Annotated in this window: 22 protein-coding genes; all 22 read right to left on the bottom strand. The window is 58.0% G+C overall.

Annotation, left to right across the window (positions count from 1 at the left end):
- Nucleotides 1–33 precede the first annotated feature (33 nt).
- The 22 genes from BMY45_RS17070 to yidC all read right to left on the bottom strand — a co-directional run bounded on the left by BMY45_RS17070 (nt 34) and on the right by yidC (nt 24,706).
- Nucleotides 34–1,461 carry an FAD-binding oxidoreductase gene (locus BMY45_RS17070; protein ID WP_092399835.1) on the bottom strand — a complete coding sequence of 476 codons (1,428 nt, stop codon included), beginning with the start codon at nt 1,459–1,461 and terminating at the stop codon, nt 34–36.
- A gap of 122 nt (nt 1,462–1,583) precedes the next feature.
- Nucleotides 1,584–3,104 (bottom strand): tripartite tricarboxylate transporter permease, encoded by a 1,521-nt coding sequence (locus BMY45_RS17075; RefSeq protein ID WP_092399599.1) that lies wholly within the window; start codon nt 3,102–3,104, stop codon nt 1,584–1,586.
- A gap of 9 nt (nt 3,105–3,113) precedes the next feature.
- Entirely contained in the window at nt 3,114–3,596 is a 483-nt protein-coding gene (locus tag BMY45_RS17080; RefSeq protein WP_092399601.1) for a tripartite tricarboxylate transporter TctB family protein, read from the bottom strand.
- Between the two features lie 80 nt (nt 3,597–3,676).
- A complete protein-coding gene (locus tag BMY45_RS17085; protein ID WP_092399603.1) occupies nt 3,677–4,648 on the bottom strand; it encodes a tripartite tricarboxylate transporter substrate binding protein in 972 nt (323 codons plus the stop codon).
- Nucleotides 4,649–5,214: 566 nt separating this feature from the next.
- The gene (gene glmS / locus BMY45_RS17090) at nt 5,215–7,047 is read right to left on the bottom strand and encodes a glutamine--fructose-6-phosphate transaminase (isomerizing) (RefSeq protein WP_092399605.1); all 1,833 of its coding nucleotides are present in this window, start codon (nt 7,045–7,047) and stop codon (nt 5,215–5,217) included.
- Nucleotide 7,048: 1 nt separating this feature from the next.
- Complete coding sequence (locus tag BMY45_RS17095; protein WP_092399607.1) at nt 7,049–7,825, bottom strand: DeoR/GlpR family DNA-binding transcription regulator; 777 nt, start codon at nt 7,823–7,825, stop codon at nt 7,049–7,051.
- 207 nt (nt 7,826–8,032) lie between these two features.
- Nucleotides 8,033–9,400, bottom strand: a complete 1,368-nt coding sequence (glmU, locus tag BMY45_RS17100; protein ID WP_092399609.1) for a bifunctional UDP-N-acetylglucosamine diphosphorylase/glucosamine-1-phosphate N-acetyltransferase GlmU — start codon at nt 9,398–9,400, stop codon at nt 8,033–8,035.
- Nucleotides 9,401–9,515: 115 nt separating this feature from the next.
- Complete coding sequence (locus tag BMY45_RS17105; RefSeq protein ID WP_060739915.1) at nt 9,516–9,941, bottom strand: F0F1 ATP synthase subunit epsilon; 426 nt, start codon at nt 9,939–9,941, stop codon at nt 9,516–9,518.
- Between the two features lie 45 nt (nt 9,942–9,986).
- Nucleotides 9,987–11,363: a F0F1 ATP synthase subunit beta gene (gene atpD / locus BMY45_RS17110; RefSeq protein ID WP_092399611.1), complete on the bottom strand. Its 1,377-nt coding sequence runs from the start codon at nt 11,361–11,363 to the stop codon at nt 9,987–9,989.
- Between the two features lie 27 nt (nt 11,364–11,390).
- Complete coding sequence (atpG, locus tag BMY45_RS17115) at nt 11,391–12,251, bottom strand: F0F1 ATP synthase subunit gamma (RefSeq protein WP_092399613.1); 861 nt, start codon at nt 12,249–12,251, stop codon at nt 11,391–11,393.
- 50 nt (nt 12,252–12,301) lie between these two features.
- The gene (gene atpA / locus BMY45_RS17120) at nt 12,302–13,846 is read right to left on the bottom strand and encodes a F0F1 ATP synthase subunit alpha (protein ID WP_025216279.1); all 1,545 of its coding nucleotides are present in this window, start codon (nt 13,844–13,846) and stop codon (nt 12,302–12,304) included.
- A 21-nt stretch (nt 13,847–13,867) separates the two neighbouring features.
- Entirely contained in the window at nt 13,868–14,404 is a 537-nt protein-coding gene (locus BMY45_RS17125) for a F0F1 ATP synthase subunit delta (protein ID WP_047230096.1), read from the bottom strand.
- A gap of 12 nt (nt 14,405–14,416) precedes the next feature.
- Nucleotides 14,417–14,890: a F0F1 ATP synthase subunit B gene (locus BMY45_RS17130; protein ID WP_092399615.1), complete on the bottom strand. Its 474-nt coding sequence runs from the start codon at nt 14,888–14,890 to the stop codon at nt 14,417–14,419.
- Nucleotides 14,891–14,948: 58 nt separating this feature from the next.
- Nucleotides 14,949–15,206 carry a F0F1 ATP synthase subunit C gene (gene atpE / locus BMY45_RS17135; RefSeq protein ID WP_003097235.1) on the bottom strand — a complete coding sequence of 86 codons (258 nt, stop codon included), beginning with the start codon at nt 15,204–15,206 and terminating at the stop codon, nt 14,949–14,951.
- A 132-nt stretch (nt 15,207–15,338) separates the two neighbouring features.
- On the bottom strand, nt 15,339–16,208 hold the full coding sequence (gene atpB / locus BMY45_RS17140) for a F0F1 ATP synthase subunit A (protein WP_092399617.1): 870 nt from the start codon (nt 16,206–16,208) through the stop codon (nt 15,339–15,341).
- A 16-nt stretch (nt 16,209–16,224) separates the two neighbouring features.
- Nucleotides 16,225–16,632, bottom strand: coding sequence for a F0F1 ATP synthase subunit I (locus tag BMY45_RS17145; RefSeq protein ID WP_047230099.1), 408 nt, complete (start codon nt 16,630–16,632; stop codon nt 16,225–16,227).
- Between the two features lie 148 nt (nt 16,633–16,780).
- Nucleotides 16,781–17,653 carry a ParB/RepB/Spo0J family partition protein gene (locus BMY45_RS17150; protein WP_003207098.1) on the bottom strand — a complete coding sequence of 291 codons (873 nt, stop codon included), beginning with the start codon at nt 17,651–17,653 and terminating at the stop codon, nt 16,781–16,783.
- A 9-nt stretch (nt 17,654–17,662) separates the two neighbouring features.
- Nucleotides 17,663–18,460, bottom strand: a complete 798-nt coding sequence (locus tag BMY45_RS17155; protein WP_003187199.1) for a ParA family protein — start codon at nt 18,458–18,460, stop codon at nt 17,663–17,665.
- Nucleotides 18,461–18,478: 18 nt separating this feature from the next.
- Nucleotides 18,479–19,114: a 16S rRNA (guanine(527)-N(7))-methyltransferase RsmG gene (rsmG, locus tag BMY45_RS17160; protein ID WP_171061291.1), complete on the bottom strand. Its 636-nt coding sequence runs from the start codon at nt 19,112–19,114 to the stop codon at nt 18,479–18,481.
- A 5-nt stretch (nt 19,115–19,119) separates the two neighbouring features.
- Nucleotides 19,120–21,012 (bottom strand): tRNA uridine-5-carboxymethylaminomethyl(34) synthesis enzyme MnmG, encoded by a 1,893-nt coding sequence (gene mnmG, locus BMY45_RS17165; RefSeq protein ID WP_092399837.1) that lies wholly within the window; start codon nt 21,010–21,012, stop codon nt 19,120–19,122.
- A 561-nt stretch (nt 21,013–21,573) separates the two neighbouring features.
- Entirely contained in the window at nt 21,574–22,944 is a 1,371-nt protein-coding gene (gene mnmE / locus BMY45_RS17170) for a tRNA uridine-5-carboxymethylaminomethyl(34) synthesis GTPase MnmE (protein WP_092399619.1), read from the bottom strand.
- Nucleotides 22,945–23,023: 79 nt separating this feature from the next.
- Nucleotides 23,024–24,706, bottom strand: a complete 1,683-nt coding sequence (gene yidC / locus BMY45_RS17175) for a membrane protein insertase YidC (RefSeq protein WP_092399621.1) — start codon at nt 24,704–24,706, stop codon at nt 23,024–23,026.

Genomic DNA, 24,706 nt, shown 5'->3' on the forward strand with positions numbered 1-24,706 from the left:
ATGATTGAGGCAGGCTAGCAGAGGCAGGATCGATCACTCCAGCCCGGTGGCAAACACCTTGCCGGGGTTCATCAACCCGGTCGGATCCAGCGTGCGCTTGATGGCACGCATCAACTCGATCTCCAGCGGATCCTTGAAATGCGCCGCCGCGTCCGGCTTGGCTTGCCCCAGACCATGTTCGGCACTGATGCTGCCGTTGAAAGCGCTCGTCATCTGGTAGATGACCTGCATGATCGCTTGTTCCTGGGCCTTGAACGGGGCATCGGCATGCCCCAGAGGCTTGCTGATGTTGTAGTGCAGGTTGCCATCACCCATGTGACCGTAAGAAACAATGCGTACGCCGGGAAACGCCTGTTGCAAGGCGCTATCGGTACGCTCGATGAACACCGGAATCTGGCTGACGGGCACGCTGATGTCATGCTTGAGGCTCGGGCCTTCATGATTCTGCGCCTCGGAAATACCTTCGCGCAGAGCCCACAATGCCGCAGCCTGAGTCTGGTTGCTGGCGATCACGGCATCGATCACCCACCCGGCCTCAAAAGCATGGCCCAGGCCACTTTCAAGCAACGACTCCAAAGGCGCGTCAGGCACCGTGTCGCGCAATTCGATCAAGGCGTACCACGGGTGCGGCCCCTGCAAGGGGTCACTGCAACCGGCCACATGGTCCAGAACGAACTCCAGGCTCTGGCGCGACATCATCTCAAAACCCGTCAGACGGTCGGCGCACAGGCTGCGAACATGCCCGATCAGGTCGACGGCGGCCTGCGCAGAAGGCAGCGCGACCCAGGCGGTTGCCGTGCTGTGAGTCGCGGGAAACAACTTGAGCACCGCCGCCGTGATAATTCCAAGCGTGCCCTCTGAGCCAATGAACAGGTGCTTGAGGTCATAACCGGTGTTGTCTTTGCGCAGGCCTCGCAAGCCGTGCCAGACACGTCCATCGGGCAATACCACCTCCAGCCCCAGGGTCAGCTCGCGCATGTTGCCGTAACGCAGCACGGCCGTGCCGCCGGCATTGGTGGCCAGATTGCCGCCCACCGTGCAACTGCCTTCGGCCCCCAAAGACAGGGGGAACAAGCGACCGGCTTGGCTGGCGGCTTCTTGCAACTGCTGCAGAATCACCCCGGCCTCGACCGTAATGGTTTCATTGGCCAGGTCGATTTCGCGGATGCGCTTCATCCGGGTCAAGGACAACACCACCTGGCAGCCAGACGAATCCGGGATCGAGCCGCCACACAATCCGGTATTGCCGCCCTGCGGCACCAAGGCAACGTGGGCGTCATGGCAAAGCCGCACCACCGCCGCCACTTCTTCAGTGGTGGCCGGGCGCACAACCAGTGCGGCCCGGCCTTGATAAGCGTTACGCCAGTCAGTCAGGTAGCTGTGCATAAGTTCAGGATCACGCACCAGCCCCGCCGCGCCGACCACTTGCTCGACGCTTTGGATCAAGGTGTTCCAGGCCATAGGGTCGAGATCGGCCGAAGGGAGCGGATTGGGGTTTTGCATGACTGACTCCGGACGTTTGAATTCGGCTGCTGCAGCGCACATCGTGCGTTGCAGCAGTGGAAGCGACCGATTGAGCTGAACTAGCTGCGCATCAGCTCAATGGCGGCACTTTTCTTGTGACGGATCACCGTCACCAAGTGCCAGGAGACAGACGCCGCTGCGAGGGCCAGGAAGACCGCCGAGATCGGCGTGGTGAGGAAACCGCTGAAGTTACCATCCGAGAGCATCAGACCGCGACGCAGGTTGGTTTCAGCCATAGGTCCGAGGATGAAGCCAATGATGAACGGCGCAATCGGCAAGCCACCTTTGACGAAGCCATAGCCCAGCAAACCGAACAGCAACACCGCCCAGACGTCGAAGATCCGGCTGTTGAGGCCGAACGCACCGACTACGCAGAGCACCAGGATGATCGGCAACAGAATGTGCTTGGGCACCGCCAACAGCTTGATGAAGATGCGCAGCCCGTAGAACTCCAGCACCAACATCAGCAACGAGGCCAGGATCAGCGCGGCAAAAATGGTGTAGACCAGCGGCCCCTGACTGATGAACAACAATGGGCCCGGCTGGATCCCGTGAATCATGAAGCCGCCAAGCATCACCGCCGTGGTGGTGTCACCGGGAATCCCCAGGGTCAGCAGCGGGATCATCGCACCGCCAATACCGGCGTTGTTCGCGGTTTCACTGGCAACCACGCCCTCGATGGAGCCTTTACCGAATTCTTCTGGGTGTTTGGAACGCTTTTTTGCCGCAATGTAAGAAACAATGTTCGAGGTACCAGCGCCGATGCCCGGCAGGATCCCGATGCCCAGGCCAATGAACGACGAGCGGGTCGCGTTCGGCAATTGGCTGATGAACTCCTTGATTGAAAAACCAAAGCCCTTGACGCCCTTCATGCTGATGTTCTGTGGCTTGGCACGGTGGCTCGAGCGGGCGCTTTCGGCGAATTTCAGCACTTCGGCGACCGCAAACATCCCAATCATGACGGTCAGCATGGCGAAGCCACCGTTAAGACTCGGCAGGTCAAAGGTAAAGCGCCGGATGGCCTCGACCGGGGCGATCCCGACAGTCGAAAAGGCAAAGCCCAGGGCACCGGCAAACAACCCTTTGACCAGCGATCCGGTGGACAGTGTGGCAATCAGGGTTAGCGAGAAAACAGCGATGGAGAAATATTCGTGGGGACCGAAACTCAAGGCCACGTCAGCCAGGATCGGGGCGATAAACATCAACGCCGCAATGCTGAAAATCGTGCCCAGGAACGAGAACACCACGCCAATGCCCAGCGCTTTGACGCCCTGGCCCTTTTTCATCATCGGCGAACCATCGAACGTGGTGGCGATGGAGGCCGGCGTACCCGGTATGTTGAGCAATATCGCTGAAATCAGCCCTCCCGAGGTAGCGCCGACAAAGAGCGCAACCAGCAGTGACAGGCCAGTGGCCGGGCCCATCGAATAGGTCAGCGGCAAGCACAGGGCGATGGCCATGGTGGCCGAAAGACCGGGCACCGCACCGAAGACGATCCCCACTGCAACGCCGAGGGTGATCAGGACAAATACGTAGGGCGAGAATACGGCACCAAAGCCTTGTTGCAGGAGCTCAATCATCACCGTCCCCTAGAAATCCAATAGACCGACGGGCAGCATCAAATCGAAGCCCTCACGGAAGATCACAAAAATCAATGCCGCCGAAACGACCGCAATCACGGCATAACGCAGGTGCTTGACCTTCTGGTCCGCGGGGGTCAACACGATGAACTGAGCGTAGAGGTAAAGCGTGGTCATGATCGCGAAACCGACGATTTCCAGCAGTGCGGTATAGAGCGTCACCAGCGCGATGGATTTGATAACGGTCGGGTAATCGATCGACTCCGTTGCTTCGGCGGGCTCGCTGGATTCGGCACGTTGCTGGGGCAGCTTTTTCCAGGCCAGCAATTGCAACACGCCCAACAGGCACAGCGCGCCGGAAAGAATCCAGGGCACAAAGGCGGCGTCGACGAAACTGCGACGCGGCAGATTGGCGGTCAACAACATGTACGCCACACCGGCACCGAGCATCGCCAGACCGGCGAACAATTCATTTCTTTTGTAGGTATCCATACAGGATCCTCTTTCACTTGAAGGGCCGAGCAAAGGGGCGCTGGCCAATACGGTAAGCGCCCCCTCCTGTTTCCCAGGATTTACTTGGCTTTACGCATTTCGTCCTTGAACTGCATGAAGTCGTCACGGGTTTTGGTCAGCGTAGCAATGGCTTCTTCGGTGCCCTGGAAGCTGACAGGCTGCTTGAACGATTTCTTGAGTTCTTCAGCGTATTCAGGTTCTTCGGTGATTTTCTTCATGGTGTCAGCCATTTTCTTGACGATGGCCGGGTCTGTGCCTTTCGGGAAAGCCACGATGTAAGGCTTGTCCAGGACCAGATCCACACCCTGCTCCTTAAACGTCTTGACGTCGCCCAGCAGCGCGTTGCGCTCTGCGTTTGGCTGTCCCAGAGCAGTCATCTTGCCGCTGGCAATGTAGTCCTGAACCGAACCATAGCTGATAGCACCCAGGTCAATGCGCTTGCCCAGCAAGGCCACCACTTTTTCCGAAACGGTGCCGCTGTCGACCATCTTCAGTTTGACGCCGGCGAGCTTCTCGAACATCAAGCCTTGCAGGTGCGAGAAGTTACCCATCTCGGTGCCGTAGGTGATGGTGCCTGGCTTGGCCTTGGCCTGTGAAATCAACTGATCGAGGGTGTCGATGCCCGAGCTTTTGGCAGAGACAAACACAGCGCCTTTATCGACGCCAGCGATGCAGGAGACATCGAACGCATCGAAGCGATCTTCCGACAACCCTGCCACTTCGTTAACGATCATCTGACCGGTGTGGGTGAACAGAATGGTGTTGCCATCTGGCGCCGCGCTCTTGACCGCGTCGGCAGCGATGGTGCCGCCCCCGCCGGCCATGTTGGTAACGACCATGGACTTGCCGGTCAGCTTGGTGAAGTACTTGGCCATCATCCGTGCGTTGAAGTCGGTATCGCCGCCGGCGTTGGCAATAACCACCACCTGCACCGGACGTGTCGGCCAGTCGCTCGCATCAGCGGCAACGGCCGTTCCGGCCGTAAGGGTCAAGAAGGACGCGATGAGAGAGGCGCATAGTGTTTTTTTCATTATTTTTCTCCAGAGATGCTGCCGTAGAAGGTGTTGCTAGGGCGTTGGGTGTGACGAGGATGAATCGGGTGCGTGATCACCCTGCGCGCAGTGGCAATGCCAGACGGGAGCGCGGCTCGAGGCGAACGATGCAAAGGGGTTTGCCCAGGCGAACAGATTTTACTGGCTGAAAAGCCGTGAGCCGCCTGGCGGGAATGCGAAAACGGGAAGAGATGCGCCCCTGCACTGTTATGCAGAACGGGCAGAGAGCGATGCTGATGAGCCGTCGGAGCGAATGGCATAGCAGAGCCTGCGTCGATTTTATTATTTTATGTCATACGTTGTCGTACGACTTGGCCGATTATCGTCACCTAAAATAATTTTTGTCAACGCGGATATTTGTTGAATCGGTGCGAGGAGGAAGACGTGGCCTCATGTTTACGCTCATGAGGAGAAATGCGCGGGGGAAGATCGGACGAGCGGCGGCTCAGCGATGCCCCTCAGGAGTCGAGATGCGAAGGGCAGCAGTCGGTGACGCCAGGGTGCAGAGGAGACGAATCCACCTCCGCAACCCCGGCTGCCAAGGCTTACTCCACTGTCACGGACTTGGCCAGGTTTCGTGGCTGGTCGACATCAGTACCCTTGAGTACGGCGACGTAGTACGACAACAACTGCAGCGGGATCGTGTAGAGAATCGGCGACAGGATGTCGTGGATGTGCGGCATGTGCACCACGTGAGTACCTTCACCATTGGTCATGCCGGCCTTCTCGTCCGCAAAGACAATCAGCTGGCCGCCACGGGCGCGTACTTCCTGCAGGTTGGACTTGAGCTTTTCCAGCAGCTCGTTGTTCGGCGCCACGGTAACCACGGGCATATCGTTGTCCACCAGGGCGAGGGGGCCGTGCTTGAGCTCGCCGGCCGGGTAGGCTTCGGCATGGATGTAGGAGATCTCCTTGAGCTTCAAGGCGCCTTCCATCGCCACCGGGAACTGCGCGCCACGACCTAGGAACAGGGTGTGGTTCTTCTCGGCGAACAGCTCGGCGATTTTTTCCACCGTGCTGTCCATCGCCAAGGCTTCGCCCAGGCGGGTCGGCAGGCGGCGCAGCTCTTCCACTAATGTTGCCTCGACACCCTCTCCCAGGGTCCCGCGCACCTGTCCGAGGGACAGGGTCAGCAACAGCAGGCCCACCAACTGCGTGGTGAACGCCTTGGTCGAAGCCACACCGATTTCACGGCCGGCCTGGGTCAGCAGGGTCAGGTCGGATTCGCGGACCAACGAGCTGATGCCGACGTTGCAGATCGCCAGGCTGGCGAGGAACCCTAACTCCTTGGCGTTACGCAGGGCAGCCAAGGTGTCTGCGGTTTCACCGGACTGGGAAATGGTCACGAACAGGGTGTCGGGTTGCACCACCACTTTGCGGTAGCGGAATTCGCTGGCGACTTCGACCTGGCACGGAATACCGGCCAACTCTTCCAGCCAGTAACGAGCCACCATCCCGGCGTGGTAGCTGGTGCCACAGGCAACGATCTGCACGTTGCGAACCTTGGCGAACAGCTCGGCGGCCTGTGGCCCGAACGCCTGGACCAGCACCTGGCTCTGGCTCATGCGGCCTTCCAGGGTGCGTTGCACCACAGCCGGTTGTTCGTGGATTTCCTTGAGCATGAAGTGGCGGAACTCCCCCTTGTCGGCGGCTTCGGCGCCGTCACGGTATTGAACGGTCTCGCGCTCCACGTCTTTTCCGTCGATGTTCCAGATCTGCACGCTGTCGCGGCGAATTTCGGCGATATCGCCTTCTTCCAGGTACATGAAGCGGTCAGTGACCTGACGCAGCGCCAACTGATCGGAAGCCAGGAAATTTTCCCCCAGGCCCAGACCGATCACCAATGGGCTGCCGCTGCGGGCAGCAACCAGTCGATCCGGCTGTTCGGCACTGATCACCGCCAAGCCATAGGCACCGTGCAGCTCCTTGACGGTGGCCTTGAGCGCCGCAGTCAGGTCCATCAACTCCTTGAGCTTGTGATTAAGCAGGTGGGCAATGACTTCGGTGTCAGTATCGGAGGTGAACACATAGCCGAGTGCCTTGAGTTGCTCACGTAGCGCTTCGTGATTCTCAATAATGCCGTTGTGCACGACCGCCAGGTTGTCGGAGAAATGCGGGTGGGCGTTACGCTCGCACGGCGCGCCATGAGTGGCCCAGCGGGTGTGGGCAATGCCCAGGCGCCCCACCAGCGGCTCGGCGTCCAGCGCTTGTTCCAGCTCACTGACTTTGCCTGGGCGTCGCATGCGCTCAAGCTTCTTGTCGTTGGTAAACACCGCCACACCGGCGCTGTCATAACCGCGGTATTCGAGGCGCTTGAGGCCTTCGAGCAAGATTGCAGTGATGTTGCGTTCAGCAACGGCGCCGACAATTCCACACATGCTATTTCTCCTGGCTGACAGACGCGCAGATCACATGGATCCCACGAGCCTGAATCTGATCGCGGGCCTCCACGGGCAGGCGATCATCGGTAATGAGGGTATGGACGCTGCTCCACGGCAGTTCCAGGTTAGGGATTTTTCGGCCGATCTTGTCGGCCTCCACCATCACGATCACTTCGCGGGCAACCTCAGCCATCACACGGCTCAGGCCCAGCAGTTCGTTAAAGGTGGTGGTGCCTCGGACCAGATCGATGCCGTCGGCACCGATAAACAACTGGTCGAAATCGTAGGAACGCAGGACCTGCTCCGCGACCTGGCCCTGGAACGACTCGGAATGAGGATCCCAGGTGCCACCGGTCATCAACAGCACCGGTTCATGCTCCAGCTCGCTCAGGGCACTGGCGACATGCAGGGAGTTGGTCATCACCACCAACCCCGGCTGCAGACCGAGCTGAGGAATCATCGCCGCGGTGGTGCTGCCGCTGTCGATGATGATCCGCGCATGTTCGCGGACCCGCTTCACGGCGGCCCGGGCAATGGCTTGTTTGTATTTGGAGACGGCTTGCCCGTTATCGGCGACCAGTTCCTGCGGCATGGGCACCGCGCCACCGTAACGACGTAGCAGCAAACCATTGGTTTCCAACGCGGCGAGATCCTTGCGAATCGTAACTTCCGAGGTTTCGAAGCGCTTGGCCAACTCATCAACACTGACTTCGCCCTGCTCTTGAAGCAAGGCAAGGATGTTGTGGCGGCGCTGTGGTGTGTTGCGCTTGGACATAAGGATAAGTTTCGATTCGAAAGATAACGTAAGTAATCAAAACCTATTGCAGCGAAATCGTCAAGGCGAGGGAAGAAAAATTCAGAAATCATAAACACAATGTGGGAGCGGGCTTGCTCGCGAAAGCGGCGTGTCAGGCGGGTACTGCTTTACCTGATACACCACTTTCGCGAGCAAGCCCGCTGCCACAGAGGATGTGTGGATAACTTAGCTTTTCTTGATCTTTACCGGGCGCTTCCAGCCATCGATGTTGCGCTGCCGCGCACGGGCCACAGCCAGTTGGGACTTATCCACATCCTGATTGATGGTTGAACCTGCTGCGGTATTTGATCCATCACCGATGGTCACCGGTGCAACCAGCGAATTATTGGAGCCGATGAACACGTCCTCACCAATAGTCGTCTGATACTTATTGGCACCGTCGTAATTGCAGGTGATGGTGCCGGCGCCAATGTTGGTGCGTGCACCGATTTCAGCGTCACCCAGATAGGTCAGGTGACCGGCCTTGGCGCCTTCGCCCATGTGGGCATTCTTGAGCTCGACGAAGTTACCCACATGGGCGCGGGCTTCCAGCACGGTACCCGGACGCAGGCGAGCAAATGGGCCAGCGTCGCTGCCTTCGCCCATCACGGCGCCCTCGAGGTGACTGTTGGCCTTGATCACCACTCCTTTGCGCAGGGTGCTGTCCTTGATCACACAGTTCGGGCCAATGACCACGTCGTCCTCAATGATGACCTTGCCTTCGAGGATAACGTTGATGTCGATGACCACATCGCGGCCGACGCTGACTTCACCGCGCACGTCGAAACGGGCCGGGTCGCGCAGGGTCACGCCCTGCGCCATCAGGCGGCGGGCGGCGCGCAATTGATAGTGACGCTCCAGTTCAGCCAGTTGCCGGCGATCGTTGGCGCCCTGCACTTCCATGGCATCCAGCGGCTGCTCGGTGGCGACCACCAGCCCATCGTTGACAGCCATGGCAATCACATCGGTCAGGTAGTACTCGCCCTGGGCATTGTTGTTCGACAAACGACTCATCCAGTCGCCCAGTCGCTCAGCCGGCACGGCAAGGATCCCGGTGTTGCCTTCGGTGATCGCGCGCTGGGTTTCGTTGGCGTCCTTTTGCTCGACAATCGCTGTTACCTGGCCGTCGGCGTTGCGCACAATGCGGCCGTAACCAGTGGGGTCGTCCAGCTCGACGGTCAACAGGCCCAATTGCTGGGGAGCAGCGTGCTTGAGCAGACGCTGCAAGGTATCGACTTCAATCAGCGGAACGTCGCCGTAGAGAATCAGTACCGTATCAGCGGTAATAAATGGCACCGCCTGGGCCACCGCGTGGCCGGTCCCCAGTTGTTTATCCTGCAGGACAAAATTAAGGTCATCCGCCGCCAGGCGCTCACGCACAGCATCCGCCCCGTGGCCGATCACCACGTGAATGCGCTGTGGATCAAGTTGCCGGGCGCTGTGGATAACATGACCGAGCATGGAGTTGCCGGCCACCGGGTGCAATACCTTGGGCAGCGCCGAACGCATGCGAGTGCCTTGACCCGCCGCGAGGATAACGATTTCGAGAGACATGACTGGCTACCAATCCTGGGTGGTCAGCGGCTGCGACCAGATGATAAGTATCGGGAAAAGAAAAAAGGGTAGCCGAGGCTACCCTTTTTAATCAATCGCACAGAAAGCAGACGGCTTAGCCGCCGAACTTCTTGCGGATCTGCTGGACGGTGCGCAGCTGAGCTGCGGCCTCGGCCAGACGTGCGGCAGCAGAACCGTAGTCGAACTCCGCGCCCCGCTCGTGCAAAGCCTTCTCGGCAGCCTTGACGGCTTCCTGAGCAGAGGCCTCGTCCAGGTCGGCGGCACGTTGCACGGTGTCGGCAAGGACCTTGACCATGTTCGGCTGAACCTCGAGGAAACCGCCGGAGATGTAGAACACCTCCCTTTCCCCGCCCTGCTTGGTCAGAGTAATCGGACCTGGCTTCAAGCTGGTGATCAGCGGTGCGTGACCCAGGGCGATACCAAGATCACCCAGCTCACCGTGCGCAACCACAAACTCGACCAGACCGGAGAAGATTTCCCCTTCCGCACTGACGATATCGCAATGGACTGTCATAGCCATCTGATTGCCTCAACCTAAATTAGCGCCCGTTGCCGGGCGCCGGGATTACAGTTTCTTGGCTTTCTCGATCGCTTCTTCGATGCCGCCGACCATGTAGAACGCTTGTTCTGGCAGGTGGTCGTAGTCACCGTTGAGGATGCCTTTGAAGCCAGCAATGGTGTCTTTCAGGGAAACGTATTTACCCGAGGCACCGGTGAAGACTTCAGCCACGAAGAACGGCTGCGACAAGAAGCGCTGGATCTTACGAGCGCGGGATACCAACTGCTTGTCGGTTTCCGACAGCTCGTCCATACCCAGGATCGCAATGATGTCCTTCAGCTCTTTGTAGCGCTGCAGCACATACTGAACGCCGCGAGCGGTGTCGTAGTGCTCTTGGCCGATCACGTTCGGGTCCAGCTGACGCGAAGTCGAATCCAGTGGATCTACCGCTGGGTAGATACCCAGGGAAGCGATGTCACGGGACAGAACGACGGTGGCGTCCAAGTGGGCGAAGGTGGTCGCTGGCGACGGGTCGGTCAAGTCGTCCGCCGGTACGTATACCGCCTGGATCGAGGTGATCGAACCTTCCTTGGTCGAAGTGATACGTTCTTGCAGAACGCCCATCTCTTCAGCCAGGGTCGGCTGGTAACCTACTGCCGAAGGCATACGGCCCAGCAGTGCGGATACTTCAGTACCGGCCAGGGTGTAACGGTAGATGTTGTCGACGAACAACAGTACGTCGTTACCTTCGTCACGGAACTTCTCGGCCATGGTCAGGCCGGTCAGAGCTACGCGCAGACGGTTTCCCGGCGGCTCGTTCATCTGACCGTAAACCAGTGCCACTTTGTCCAGAACGTTGGAATCCTTCATCTCGTGGTAGAAGTCGTTACCCTCACGAGTACGCTCACCCACACCGGCGAACACGGAATAACCGCTGTGCTCGATGGCGATGTTACGGATCAGTTCCATCATGTTTACGGTCTTGCCCACACCGGCACCACCGAACAGACCGACTTTACCGCCCTTGGCGAACGGGCAAACCAGGTCGATAACCTTGATGCCGGTTTCCAGCAGGTCGTTGCCGCCTGCCTGTTCAGCGAAGGATGGCGCAGGACGGTGAATGCCCCAGCGCTCTTCGGTGGCGATCGGGCCAGCTTCGTCGATCGGGTTGCCCAGTACGTCCATGATCCGGCCCAGGGTCGCTTTACCGACCGGTACGGAGATGGCAGCGCCAGAGTCGATCACGTCCAGACCGCGCTTCAAGCCTTCGGTGGAACCCATCGCAATGGTACGAACCACGCCGTCGCCCAGCTGCTGCTGAACTTCCAGAGTGGTTTCCGCGCCTTGTACTTTCAGCGCGTTGTAGATGCTCGGTACGCTGTCGCGTGGAAATTCCACGTCGATAACGGCGCCGATGATTTGAACGATACGTCCGCTACTCATAGCTGGATCCTCTGAATATTTGAACCGTTAAACCGCGGCAGCGCCGCCGACGATTTCCGAGATCTCTTGGGTGATCGCAGCCTGACGCGCCTTGTTGTAGATCAGCTGCAAATCACTGATCAGATCACCGGCGTTGTCGGTAGCGTTCTTCATCGCGATCATCCGCGCCGCTTGTTCAGCTGCGTTGTTCTCGACCACCGCCTGGTAAACCTGCGACTCCACGTAGCGGACCATCAAGCCGTCAAGCAGCTCTTTGGCATCCGGTTCGTAGAGGTAGTCCCAGTGGTGCTTGAGTTCCTGTTCCGGGGTCGCCACCAGTGGAATCAACTGCTCCACGGTAGGCTGTTGCGTCATGGTGTTGATGAACTTGTTGGATACCACGGACAGGCGGTCAATACGGCCTTCCAGGTAAGCATCCAGCATCACCTTGACGCTGCCGATCAGATCATTGATCGACGGCTCTTCACCCAGGTGGCTGATAGCTGCAACGACGTTACCGCCGAAGTTGCGGAAAAAAGCCGCACCCTTGCTACCAATCACGCACAGATCGATCTCGACGCCTTGTTCACGGTTTACAGCCATGTCCTTGACCAGGGCCTTGAACAGGTTGGTGTTCAAGCCACCGCACAGACCACGGTCACTGCTCACCACAACGTAACCGACGCGCTTGATGGCGCGCTCGATCATGAACGGGTGGCGATATTCCGGGTTGGCGTTGGCCAGATGACCAATTACCTGGCGGATGCGCTCCGCGTAGGGACGGCTAGCAGCCATGCGCATTTGTGCCTTGCGCATTTTGCTGACCGCCACTTTTTCCATGGCGCTGGTAATCTTTTGCGTGCTTTTGATGCTCGCAATCTTACTGCGAATCTCTTTTGCGCCTGCCATGTAACACCTATCAGGTTAGCAAGCGGGAGCCTTGCGACTCCCGCTGCGGCTTACCAGGTTTGGGTGGCCTTGAACTTCTCGATACCGGCTTTCATGCCAGCGTCGATTTCGTCATTGAAGTCACCCTTCACGTTGATCTTCGCCATCAAATCGGCGTGATCGCGGTTGAAGTAAGCAATCAGCGCTTGTTCAAAGCTGCCGACCTTGGCGATTTCGACGTCAGTCAGGAACCCACGTTCAGCGGCATACAGCGACAACGCCATGTCAGCAATCGACATCGGAGCGTATTGCTTCTGCTTCATCAGCTCGGTAACGCGCTGACCATGCTCAAGTTGCTTACGGGTCGCTTCGTCCAGGTCAGACGCGAATTGGGCGAATGCCGCCAGTTCACGGTACTGAGCCAGAGCGGTACGGATACCACCGGAGAGCTTCTTGATGATCTTGGTCTGAGCGGCACCACCCACACGGGATACCGAAACACCGGCGTTCACAGCAGGACGGATCCCGGAGTTGAACATGGCCGATTCCAGGAAGATCTGACCGTCGGTGATGGAAATCACGTTGGTCGGAACGAACGCGGAAACGTCGCCAGCCTGGGTTTCGATGATCGGCAGTGCGGTCAGGGAACCGGTTTTGCCGGTCACTGCGCCGTTGGTGAACTTCTCTACGTACTCTTCCGAAACGCGGGATGCGCGCTCCAGCAGACGGGAGTGGAGATAGAACACGTCGCCTGGGTAAGCTTCACGGCCTGGTGGACGGCGCAGCAGCAGGGAGATCTGGCGGTAAGCCACTGCCTGCTTGGACAGATCGTCATAAACGATCAGCGCGTCTTCACCGCGGTCGCGGAAGTATTCGCCCATGGTGCAACCGGAGTACGGTGCCAGGAACTGCAGCGCAGGAGATTCCGAAGCACTGGCAGCCACGATGATCGTGTTGGCCAGGGCGCCGTTTTCTTCCAGCTTGCGAACCACGTTGGCGATGGTCGATTGCTTCTGACCGATTGCCACGTAGACGCAGAAAATGCCGCTGTTCTTCTGGTTGATGATCGCGTCGATTGCCAGAGCGGTCTTACCGATCTGACGGTCACCAATGATCAGCTCACGCTGGCCACGGCCGACAGGGATCATGGCATCGACAGCCTTGTAGCCAGTCTGTACAGGCTGGTCTACCGACTTACGCCAGATCACGCCTGGAGCAACTTTCTCGACCGCATCGGTCTCGGTGTTGTTCAGCGGACCTTTGCCGTCAACTGGGTTACCCAGTGCGTCGACTACGCGACCCAGCAGTTCCTTACCAACCGGAACTTCGAGGATGCGGCCGGTGCACTTGGCGCTCATGCCTTCAGCCAGAGACGTGTACGCGCCCAATACCACGGCACCTACAGAGTCTTGCTCCAGGTTGAGGGCCATACCGTAGACGCCGCCCGGAAACTCGATCATTTCGCCGTACATGACGTCGGCCAGACCGTGAATCCGCACGATGCCGTCAGATACGCTGACGACAGTGCCTTCGTTACGGGCTTGGGAGGTCACATCGAGCTTGTCGATGCGGCCCTTGATAATTTCACTTATTTCGGAAGGATTGAGTTGCTGCATTGCTCTGCTGCCCCTTCAAACTCAAGATTTCAATGCTTCGGCAAGTTTCGCGATTTTGCCGCGAATCGAGCCATCGATAACCAGGTCACCGGCGCGGATAACGACACCACCAATCAAGGCAGGGTCTTCCGTAACGTCCAGACGCACTTCCCGGTTGAGTCGTGCACTGAGAACCTTGGCGAGTTTGTCTTGCTGTTCTTGGTTCAATGCAAAAGCACTGGTCACTTCCACGTCTACCGACTTCTCTTGCTCGGCCTTGTACAGGTCGAAAAGAGCGGCGATCTCCGGCAGAAGCGGGAGACGGTCGTTTTCGGCAACGACGTGAATGAAATTCTGTGCCTTGGCATCGAACTTGTCGCCGCACACGTCAATGAACGTGGCGGCCTTTTCTGCGCTCGTCAGTCGCGGGGCCTTGAGCACGCGCTGCATGGTGTCGTCTTGTGACACCGCTGCTGCCAGGCCGAGCATGGCTGACCAATTGGCCAGTTGCTGGTGGGCCTGAGCGTGCTCGAAGGCCGCCTTAGCGTAAGGTCGGGCCAACGTGGTCAGTTCTGCCATGATCGCCCTCGCTTAGATGATTTCGCGAGCCAGTTTGTCAACCAGCCCTGCGTGCGCGTTTTGATCGATTGTGGCACCCAGGATCTTCGAAGCACCGCTAACGGCCAGGCTACCCACTTGGGCACGCAGGGCGTCTTTGACACTGTTCAGTTCCTGTTCGATCTCGGCTTGAGCCTGAGCCTTCACACGGTCAGCTTCGACGCGAGCCTGTTCACGGGCTTCGTCGACAATCTGGGTACCGCGTTTCTTGGCTTGCTCGATGATTTCAGCTGCCTGAGCTTTCGCTTCGCGCAGTTGCTGACCCACTTTCTCATGGGCCAACTCCAGGTCGCGAGCTGCACGGCTGGCAGCGTCCAGACCATCCGCGATCTTCTTTTGACGTTCGTGCAATGCCGCAATGACCGGAGGCCATACGAACTTCATGCAGAACAGTACAAAAATCAGGAACGCAACGGACTGGCCAATCAGGGTCGCATTAATGTTCACGCCAACACCTCGCAGTTACGTTGTCCATCACACCAATCTACTCGAGACATCCGAGTAATCAGCCAGCGATTTGACCAACGAACGGGTTCGCAAAGGTGAAGAACAGAGCGATACCAACACCGATCATGGTCACGGCGTCGAGCAGACCAGCCACGATGAACATTTTAACTTGCAGCATTGGAACCATTTCTGGCTGACGCGCGGCGCCTTCCAGGAACTTGCCGCCCAGCAGGCCGAAACCAATTGCGGTACCCAGTGCGCCCAGGCCGATCAACAGTGCAACAGCGATAGCGGTTAGACCAACTACAGTTTCCATCTTTCCTCCCGACTTTTACGTCGTATGGTTTAGGTTTTTTAGATTAAAGCGGTAAAACAAATCGTTTCATCAAGCCCGTTCGGGCCCCTTCCCGTGTGACCGGGAAGGACATCAGACTAGTCGAGACTGGCCTTAATGGTTTTCTTCGTGCGCCATCGACAGGTAGACGATGGTCAGCATCATGAAGATGAACGCCTGCAGGGTGATGATCAGGATGTGGAACACAGCCCACGCCCACTGCAGAACTACACCCAGGCCGCTGAGCCAGAGCAGACCGCTGCCGAACATCACGGCGATCAGGATGAACACCAGCTCGCCGGCATACATGTTGCCGAACAGACGCAGGGCCAGGGAGATCGGTTTGGCGATCAGGGTCACGAACTCCAGAAGGAAGTTCACCGGGATCAGCAGGGCCTGAACGAAAATGTTCTTGCTGCCGAACGGGTGCAGGGTCAGTTCGCCGATGAAACCGCCGATGCCCTTGACCTTGATGCTGTAGAAAATGATCAGTGCGAAAACCGAGAACGCCATGCCCAGGGTCGCGTTCGGGTCGGTAGTCGACACGGCGCGGAACGGGATGTGCGAATCGCCGGAGATCAGGATGGCCAGCTGAGGAATCCAGTCGACCGGTACCAGGTCGATGGCGTTCATCAGGAACACCCAGACGAAGATGGTCAGTGCCAGCGGTGCGATTACCGGGCTACGGCCATGGAAGCTGTCTTTCACGCTGCCATCGACGAATTCGACCAATACTTCAACGAAGTTCTGCAGTGCACCAGGCTGACCGGAAGTCGCCTTCTTCGCCGCCATGCGGAAAAGAAGCACGAAGATCAGACCCAGTGCGACCGACCAGCCGAGGGTATCGACGTGGAAGGCCCAGAAGCCCATTTCCTTGGCTTCTGCTGCGGTGTGAGCAAAGCCCCAGCCGCCATTGGGTAGCTGCCCGAAGGTCAGGTTCTGCAAGTGGTGCTGGATATAGCCCGAAGCGGTTGTCTCTGCCATGGTTGCCTCAAACGCCCTAAGGTCTCGAAAGTCTTGTTCTCATTAGCAGGGGAGCGAACCAGCTAACCAGTTGGGTCAGCACGAAGACGCTGAATACAGCCAGCGGCGCCAGTGGCTTCACACCTGCGAACGTCAATGCAAACAGCACTGCCGTCAAAATCAGTTTCCCCGCCTCACCGGCATAAAAAGACCGGACGATGGCTTGGGCTGCTCGGGCGCCGGAAAACCGAAATGCCCTGTGAGCGAAATAAATATTGGGAAGCAAGGCTATCAGGCCTCCGCAAAGCCCTGAGTATCCGGCGACGACTCCCTTCCATTGCCAGAGCGCCAAAGCAGCGATCAGTACAACGACGAATTGGGTCATCAACACCGGGAAAACAGCCAGACGATGGAACGGCAAGCGGTTTGGCGTGCGTGTTTCCATCGCTTTTGCTCTCCAATGATCGGCCGCCATAATTCAATAACTTGGCATAATTTGTGCCGACAAAATGCGCGCAGAGTATAGGGGCGGTTCTGCCCCTATTCAACTGCCAGGTAGTGATTTCCGACTGCGCGCTACAAGAGCAATTGTTTCAGCGAATGTGCGCAAGGACACCTTGCAGCTCATCGAGGGAGTTATAACCGATCACCAATTGCCCTTTGCCCTTCTTGCCGTGGCGAATCTGCACCGCAGAGCCTAGGCGCTCGGCCAGGCGCTGTTCCAGGCGTGCGATATCCGGATCGGTTTTCGGTGCTTCGACAGGGGCCGGTTTACCACTGAGCCACTGACGAACCAGTGCCTCGGTCTGGCGCACGGTCAGACCTCGTGCGACAACGTGTCGCGCCCCTTCAACCTGTTGATTTTCCGGCAAACCGAGCAATGCCCGGGCGTGCCCCATCTCCAGATCACCATGGGACAGCATGGTCTTGATGACTTCCGGCAACGCAATCAGGCGCAACAGGTTAGCCACGGTCACGCGGGATTTACCTACCGCCTCGGCGACCTGCTGTTGAGTCAACTGGAATTCCTGCTGCAAACGCTGCAGGGCCACAGCCTCTTCGATCGGGTTGAGGTCTTCGCGCTGGATATTCTCGATCAGCGCCATGGCGATGGCGGTTTCATCCGGTACATCGCGGACCATCGCCGGAATGGTTTCCTGGCCGGCCTGCTGGCTGGCGCGCCAGCGGCGTTCGCCGGCGATGATCTCGAAGCGCCCGTTGGCGATCGGCCGAACCACAATCGGCTGCATCACGCCCTGGCTCTTGATCGACTGGGCGAGCTCTTCCAGCGCCTGCGGATCCATGTCCCGACGCGGCTGATACTTGCCGCGCTGGATCAGGTCCAGGGGCAAGTGTTGCAGCTCGCGCTGATCGACTTGTACGGCCTGCTCTTCCAGCGAACTGACAGTGGGACCACTGAGCAGTGCATCCAGTCCACGTCCGAGACCTCGTTTCTTGACGGCCATGGGGTTTCCTTAAGTTGGCTGGGCAGCAGCGGTGCGTGGGTTTCGGCGCTGACGGCGAACCATCTCGCCCGCCAGGGCCAGGTAGGCCAACGCACCCCGGGATTGTTTGTCGTAGGCCAGGGCCGGCATACCGTAGCTCGGCGCTTCGGCCAAACGGATGTTACGCGGAATGACCGTGTCGTAGAGCTGCTCGCCGAAGTGTTCCTTGAGCTGGGCCGATACGTCGTTCATCAGGCTCAGGCGCGGGTCATACATCGTCCGCAGCAGGCCCTCGACTTTCAGCTCCGGGTTCAGCAGTTCGGCAATGCGCTTGATGTTATCCACAAGGTCGCTTAACCCTTCGAGGGCGAAGTACTCGCACTGCATGGGGATAATCACCCCATCGGCGGCCACCAGGGCGTTGAGGGTCAGCATCGAAAGCGACGGTGGGCAGTCGATCAGGATGTAATCGTAATTTTCCCGAATCGGCGCCAAGGCGCTGCGCAAGCGGCTTTCCTTCATCTGCATTTCCAGCAGAACCACTTCGGCCGCCGTCAGGTCACGGTTGGCCGGCAGCAGTTGATAACCGCCGTGTTCGGAGAAATGCATGGCCTGGCCCAGATCGCATTCGCCGATCAGGACATCGTAAATGGAGTTTTCCAGGCCATGTTTATCCACACCGCTACCCATGGTGGCGTTGCCCTGTGGATCGAGATCGATCAGCAACACCCGGCGCTTGGTCGCGACCAGGGATGCTGCGAGGTTGATACAGGTGGTGGTTTTACCCACACCACCCTTCTGGTTCGCTATCGCGAATACCTTAGCCATTGTTGCTTGTATTCCCAATCATGCCGTGCGGCGCAGTATCAGCAGATGGCGTTGGCCTTGGCAACCGGGTACGGCCAGGGCGTGTTCGCTATCGAGGTGGAAGTCCGCCGGCAATGCTACCAGCTCATCGGCCGGATGAACGCCCTTCATTGCCAGCCAGCGCGTATCGGCATCGCCCAGGTGGCGAGTCCAGTTGCTGAAGTTCTCCATGCTGCTGAATGCCCGGGAGATTATCCCGTTGAAGGGCTGGGCAGGCTGGAACGCTTCGACACGGCTGTGGATAACTTGCAGGTTATCCAGTTTGAGTTCGAGTTTGACCTGGGTCAGGAAGCGGGTTTTCTTGCCGTTGCTGTCCAGGCAGGTCACTTGCGAGCCAGGAAACAGGATCGCCAGCGGGATGCCCGGCATGCCACCGCCACTGCCGACATCGAGCCAGCGACCGTCTTCGATGAAAGACATGACGCTGAGGCTGTCGAGCAGATGCCGCGAAACCATTTCATCCGGATCACGCACGGCGGTCAGGTTGTAGGCCTTGTTCCATTTGATCAACAGGGCCAGATAGCCCAGCAGTTGCGCGTGCTGGGCTTCGGTCAGGCTGACGCCGAGCTGACGGGCACCTGTGGATAACTCTTCGGCGTGTTGCGAGGTGACCATCGAACTCAAGCGCTTTGCTCCAACTGACGGCCCGCGCCGCGTTTTTTCAAATGAATCATCAACAGGGAAATCGCCGCCGGGGTCACACCGGGGATGCGCGAAGCCTGGCCCAGGGTCTCAGGGCGAGTAGCACCGAGCTTGCTCTGGATTTCCTTCGACAACCCGGAAATGCCCGTGTAATCGATATCCACAGGCAGTTTCGTATCTTCACTGGCGCGCAGTCGGGCGATTTCGTCCTGTTGACGGTCGATGTAGCCGGCGTATTTGGTCTTGATCTCAACCTGTTCGGCCACTTGCGGATCCTGCGCGCCTTGACCGGTCACTTCCACCAGCCCGGCATAATCGATTTCAGGGCGGCTCAACAAGTTGAGCAAGTTGTATTCGTGGGTCAGCGGTGTGCCGAATTTGGTCGCGATGGCATCGCCCTGCTCGGTACCGGGACGAACCCAAGTGCTTTTCAGCCGCTGTTCTTCCAGCTCGATACTCTCGCGTTTCTTGCAGAACGCAGCCCAGCGAACGTCATCGACCAGCCCCAGCTCACGACCTTTTTCGGTCAGGCGCAGGTCAGCGTTGTCTTCACGCAGGATCAGGCGGTATTCGGCACGGGAGGTAAACATCCGATATGGCTCCTGGGTACCCAGGGTAATCAAATCATCCACAAGCACACCGATATACGCCTCATCGCGGCGCGGGCACCAACTGTCTTTGCCCTGGGCGCGCAGCGCGGCGTTGGCGCCAGCCAGCAGGCCTTGGGCACCGGCTTCTTCGTAACCGGTGGTGCCGTTGATTTGTCCGGCAAAGAACAGGCCGCCGATGACTTTGGTTTCCAGGCTGTACTTCAGATCCCGCGGGTCGAAGTAATCGTATTCGATGGCATAACCCGGACGAACGATGTGGGCGTTTTCCATGCCGCGAATCGATTGGACGATCTGCAGTTGCACGTCAAACGGCAGAGAGGTGGAAATCCCGTTTGGGTACAGCTCGTGCGTCGTCAGGCCTTCGGGTTCGATGAAGACCTGATGGCTTTCCTTGTCGGCAAAACGATGGATCTTGTCTTCGATCGACGGGCAATAACGCGGGCCGATACCTTCGATCACGCCAGAATACATGGGCGAGCGATCCAGGTTGGCAGCAATGATTTCGTGAGTGCGGGCGTTGGTATGGGTGATCCAGCAGCTCACCTGTTTTGGGTGCTGCGCTTTGGAGCCCATGAACGACATGACCGGAATCGGCGTATCGCCCGGCTGCTCGGTCATCACCGAGAAATCCACAGACCGGCCATCGATGCGCGGTGGCGTACCGGTTTTCAGGCGACCGACACGCAACGGCAGCTCACGCAAACGCTGAGCCAGTGCGATTGAGGGGGGATCACCTGCGCGACCGCCGGAATAGTTCTGCATGCCGATGTGGATAAGTCCACCGAGGAAGGTCCCGGTGGTCAGCACCACAGAATCAGCGAAGAAGCGCAGGCCCATCTGGGTGACAACACCGCGCACCTGGTCCTGCTCGACGATCAGATCATCGGCTGCCTGTTGAAATATCCACAGGTTCGGCTGGTTTTCCAGGATTTCGCGGACAGCGGCCTTGTACAGGACACGGTCGGCCTGGGCACGAGTAGCCCGCACGGCCGGGCCTTTGCGGCTGTTCAATACGCGAAATTGGATACCACCCTGATCGGTGGCCATGGCCATCGCGCCGCCAAGGGCATCGATTTCCTTGACCAGGTGGCTTTTGCCGATCCCGCCAATGGCAGGGTTGCAGCTCATGGCGCCGAGGGTTTCCACGTTATGCGTCAGCAACAGGGTTTTAGCCCCCATGCGTGCTGATGCAAGTGCTGCCTCGGTACCGGCATGACCGCCGCCGATGACGATCACTTCAAAACGGGAAGGGAAATCCACCACGCACCTCGTGCCTGCTTAATTCAGGTAATTCGGAAAATAGGTTTGAGCCTGGCTTTGGGCGTTTTTCGAGCCAGGTCGGCAAGTATAGGGACTTCCCCTTTCCTAAAGAACCCTTTGCACAAAATTTAACCAGCTGTGGAGAAGTCGAGGTTAAAGAAATTAAAAAGAAAGAAATTTATAAAACCTTTGTTTTTATGTTTATTCTTACTGACCAGCATTTCTGTGGATAAAGCTCTGAAGGCCTTTATATTCAATATGTACAGAGATTCAAAACCCTGTGTCCATGTGGGGCTGAGGGGGTTGGATAACCGGTGTAAGCCTGTGGATGAATGGGATGGTTATCCACAGAGGCCGTTATCTTCAGTTTTGAAGGGGGTTTATCAACTGAGCTCAGGGCCAGTTATTCACAGGGCCTAATCCCTCGAAAAACTGGCTTTTGATCCAGACACCGCCCACAGTCAAGCCGCCATGCAGGGCAATTGTTCCAGAAAAGGGGAGAAAACCGGCTGGATGGACTCGTTATAGGGTCGATAGCAGCCCGGTTCTTGAGGGATTGGGTTATTTACCGATGCAGAAGCTGGAGAAGATTCGACCCAGCAGGTCATCAGAGCTGAAGGCCCCGGTAATTTCCCCGAGAGATTGCTGGGCCTGACGTAAATCTTCGGCCAGTAGCTCACCGGCGCCGGCGAGGGTCAGTTGCGCGCGACCGTGCTCCAGCGCCGCGCTGGCATGGCGCAACGCCTCAAGGTGCCGACGGCGGGCGCTGAAGCTGCTTTCCGATGTCTGCTCGTAACCCATGCAGGCCTTCAAATGTTCGCGCAGCAACTCCAGTCCCATATCCGCGGATTTCGCGCTGAGGCTAATGGTGACGTGGCCATCAGCACTGACCTCCAGGGTCACGGGTTCCCCGGTCAGGTCGGCCTTGTTACGAATCAGCGTGACTTTCGAAGGGTCAGGCCGGGTTTCCAGAAACTCTGGCCACAAAGCGAAAGGATCATCCGCTTCCGGGGCCGTAGCATCGACCACCAATAACACGCGGTCAGCCTCGCCAATGGCTTTGAGCGCACGCTCCACGCCTATTTTTTCCACATGGTCGTCGGTATTGCGCAGGCCGGCCGTGTCGACCACATGCAGGGGCATGCCATCGATGTGGATATGTTCGCGCAGAATATCCCGGGTGGTGCCGGCGATCTCGGTGACAATCGCGGCCTCACGGCCTGCCAAGGCGTTGAGGAGGCTGGATTTGCCGGCATTTGGCCTTCCGGCGATCACCACCGTCATACCATCGCGCAACAGGGCACCTTGCCCGGCTTCGCGCAGTACTGTGGATAACTCATCGCGGACTTTATCGAGCATGCTCAGCACGTGACCATCGGCGAGAAAGTCGATTTCTTCCTCAGGAAAGTCGATCGCGGCCTCGACGTAGATCCGCAGGCCGATCAGTTGCTCGGTGAGGTTATGCACACGCTGGGAAAAAGCACCCTGCAGGGAACGCAACGCATTGCGCGCAGCCTGTGCGGAACTGGCTTCGATCAAATCAGCGATGGCTTCGGCCTGGGCCAGGTCGAGCTTGTCATTGAGGAATGCGCGTTCGCTGAACTCGCCTGGCCGTGCAAGACGACACCCCAGTTCAAGGCAACGCTTGAGCAACATGTCCAGGACGATCGGACCGCCATGGCCTTGCAGTTCCAGCACATCTTCGCCGGTAAACGAGTTGGGACCGGGAAAATACAAAGCCAGGCCTTCATCGAGCACTTGCTGGTCATCACTGAAAAAAGGGCCGTAGTGAGCAAACCGCGGTTTGAGTTCTCGACCGCTGATGGCCTTGGCCGCAACGCTGGCCAAAGGTCCCGAAATACGGACAATGCCGACTCCGCCGCGACCTTGGGCAGTTGCAACGGCGGCGATGGTTTCACGAGGTGCGCTCATAAACCGGTATCCAGACAAAAGTGGCAGATAGCAAAACGCCCCACTAGGGGGCGTTTTGTGTGGTTATCCACAGAGCAAGTTACGCCTCGGCTTTTTTCGTAGCCGCTTCGATCTTACGCGTGATGTACCACTGCTGGGTAATCGACAACACGTTGTTCACAACCCAGTACAGCACCAGGCCCGCAGGGAACCACAGGAAGAAGAAGGTGAAGATGATCGGCATCATCTTCATGACCTTCGCCTGCATAGGGTCCGGAGGCGTTGGGTTCAGCTGCTGCTGAATGAACATGGTTGCGCCCATGATGATCGGCAGGATGAAGAACGGATCCTTGATCGACAGGTCGGTAATCCACAGCATGAACGGTGCCTGACGCATCTCCACGCTTTCCAGCAGCACCCAGTACAGCGCCAGGAACACAGGCATTTGGACAAGAATCGGCAAGCAACCACCCAACGGGTTGATCTTCTCTTTCTTGTACAGCTCCATCATGGCCTGGGACATTTTCTGCCGGTCATCGCCATGTTGTTCTTTCAGGGCGGCCAGTTTCGGTGCCACTGCGCGCATGCGAGCCATGGATTTGTAGCTGGCAGCCGACAATGGGAAGAAGATCCCCTTGATCAGCATGGTCAGGAAGATGATCGACCAGCCCCAGTTACCGACGATGCTGTGGATATGTTGCAGCAGCCAGAAGATTGGCTGGGCAATAAACCACAGGAACCCGTAGTCCACGGTCAGTTCCAGACCTGGGGACAACTCTTTCAACACCGCTTGGCTTTTTGGACCGGCATACAAAATGGCGCTGGTTTCGACGGTTGCACCAGGTGCAGCGATCAATGCCGGGCCGGTATAACCGACGATGTAGTTGCCTTTGCTGTCTTTACGCGTCTGGACGACGTTGTTCTCGCCTTTCTGCGGGATCCAGGCGGTTACAAAATAGTGCTGCAACCAGGCAACCCAGCCACCTTGTACGGTTTCCTTGAGCTGCGCCTTGTCCATATCTTTCATGGACACTTTTTTGTAAGGCTCCGAACTTGTCCACAGGGCAGCGCCCAAGTAAGTCGCGGTACCGGTGGCGGTGCTGGAGGAAGGATCATCGCTGGCGTCACGCTTGAGCTGCGCGAACATCGCACCGGACCAGGGTTGTGCGCTCTGGTTATCGATCAGGTAGGAAACGGTCACGTCATACAGGCCACGTTTCAAAGTGAAACGCTTGATGTAATTGACGCCGTCCTTGCTGAACTTCAGATCCACGACCAATTGGTCCTGACCGTCAGCCAGTTGATAAGTCTTCTTCTCGGAGGAGTAAACCGGGCGGCCGGCCGGGTTTGCATCCGGGCCGTTGGTGCCGATCAGACCACTTTGGGCCAGATAGGTCCGCTCATTGCCGTTATCGAACAACTGGAATGGAATTTCTGGATGGTCCTGGCGGCGCGGATACAACGGCAGCTTCAACTGAGCAACGTCACCACCTTGTGGATCGATTGCCAGCTCAAGCACGTCCGTCTTGATCTGGATCAGATCCTTGCTTGCAGCCACAGGGGCTTCGGCAGGAGCAGTGGTATCGTTTGCCGCGCGCGGGATGTCGTCATTGCTGGCGGTATTATTGCCAGTGGTGGTGTCCGGCAAGCTCGGTGCGGTATTGCTGGCTGCAACATTCTGAGTCGGCAGGGCAGCCTGGCCATAGTCCTGGTTCCATTTAAGAACCATTACGTAGGACACGATTGCCAGGGCGACGATCAGGATCGTGCGTTTGATATCCAT

The organism is Pseudomonas sp. NFACC39-1 (genome assembly GCF_900110355.1).
GTDB lineage: Bacteria > Pseudomonadota > Gammaproteobacteria > Pseudomonadales > Pseudomonadaceae > Aquipseudomonas > Aquipseudomonas tehranensis.